This is a genomic window from Roseburia zhanii, from assembly GCF_014287635.1.
GTDB lineage: Bacteria > Bacillota > Clostridia > Lachnospirales > Lachnospiraceae > Roseburia_B > Roseburia_B zhanii.
In genome coordinates this window covers 1-1,114 of sequence record NZ_JACOPH010000067.1, presented here as the reverse complement: position 1 = coordinate 1,114, position 1,114 = coordinate 1, and the positions used below count along the sequence as shown (strand labels likewise).

Sequence of the window (1,114 nt, the reverse complement as noted above, 5' to 3'; positions counted from 1 at the left end):
AGGCGGTGGAATAGGACTGCTGAATGTTCAGAGCAGTGTAAAAAAATATGATGGAAATTTAATATTGAAAAGTGATGGAAATAAATTTATTGCTGAGTTATTCCTCAATTCATAAAAAGAGCATTCGTGCTCTTTTTTGGTAAAAAGTCTTACTTCGTGCAAAAAAATCGTACTTGGTGCAGAAAAGGTAAAATATTAGAAGTGGGTTGTCGATAGAAAAAGAAAAATAAAGCGGATGATAGATATAAAAAATTTAATGATGGGAGGTTTCGATTATGTCAAGAATTACGGACTACGGTTTTTTATTTCAAACGACATTTGGAACATCAAAAACAAATTTAATCAACAATATTCAGTTGTCCCAAATGAATAGCAGTTCTGTACAGAAACAATTAAAAGCAGCAGGGATCGACACAAACAGTAAAAAGTATAAAGCAGCACTGAGTGAGATGATGAAAAATGGAAACGGTGCAATGTTTACAAATGTTCAGGCAATTAAGAACCTGATGAGCCAGTATGACAAAAATGGAGACTGGATTGATCCGAATACCGGATTAACAGGACTTGCTGTAACGGATGAGAACAGAAACAGTTATAAACATATCATTTCTATTCCAGAGAGCAGCCGGGAAGAAATGTTTGAACTGGCAAAGAAAGAATTCTTAAATGAAAATGGTACTTTAAATGGTGATACTACCAAAAGGGAGAGTGTATATAACAATTTATACAGAAAAATGGATAAGGATGACCGCTTATCAGCAGGCTGGACAATGGAACAATATGAACATCAATACAGACAGGCATTTGCAGAAGCTGCAAAAGTCGCAGATCCTACATGGAGAGCTGGTAAACCAATACCGGCTGGCGCATTGGATGGTATTACAAGGGAGTCGGCGGAAAGTGGCAGGAAGTCAGTAGATATAAAGTTATAGATAGATTTATTTGTGAGCCACGAGGTGAAACTAAGATAATGGGTTTTAAGGAGGAAAAATAGGATATGAAAATATCTAATTACATGAATAATACGAATTCAATAATGGAAAAAAATACTGATAAAGTACAGAAAGGAAATAGTCAGACAAACGAAAAACATACAGTGGGGCAATCAGTGAAG

General features: G+C 35.4%; 2 protein-coding genes. Both read left to right on the top strand.

Translation table 11 applies throughout. The annotated features are described in order from the left end of the window. The first annotated feature begins 10 nt into the window (after positions 1–10). On the top strand, positions 11–115 hold the full coding sequence (locus tag H8S17_RS17180; RefSeq protein ID WP_334298762.1) for an ATP-binding protein: 105 nt from the start codon (positions 11–13) through the stop codon (positions 113–115). Between the two features lie 160 nt (positions 116–275). Continuing rightward, entirely contained in the window at positions 276–932 is a 657-nt protein-coding gene (locus tag H8S17_RS16115) for a DUF3879 family protein (RefSeq protein ID WP_109258187.1), read from the top strand. The last annotated feature ends 182 nt before the right edge of the window (positions 933–1,114 follow it).

Excerpts from the sequence above, each read along its gene's own strand:
- H8S17_RS16115 (WP_109258187.1), top strand. The coding sequence starts at position 276 with ATGTCAAGAATTACGGACTACGGTTTTTTATTTCAAACGACATTTGGA.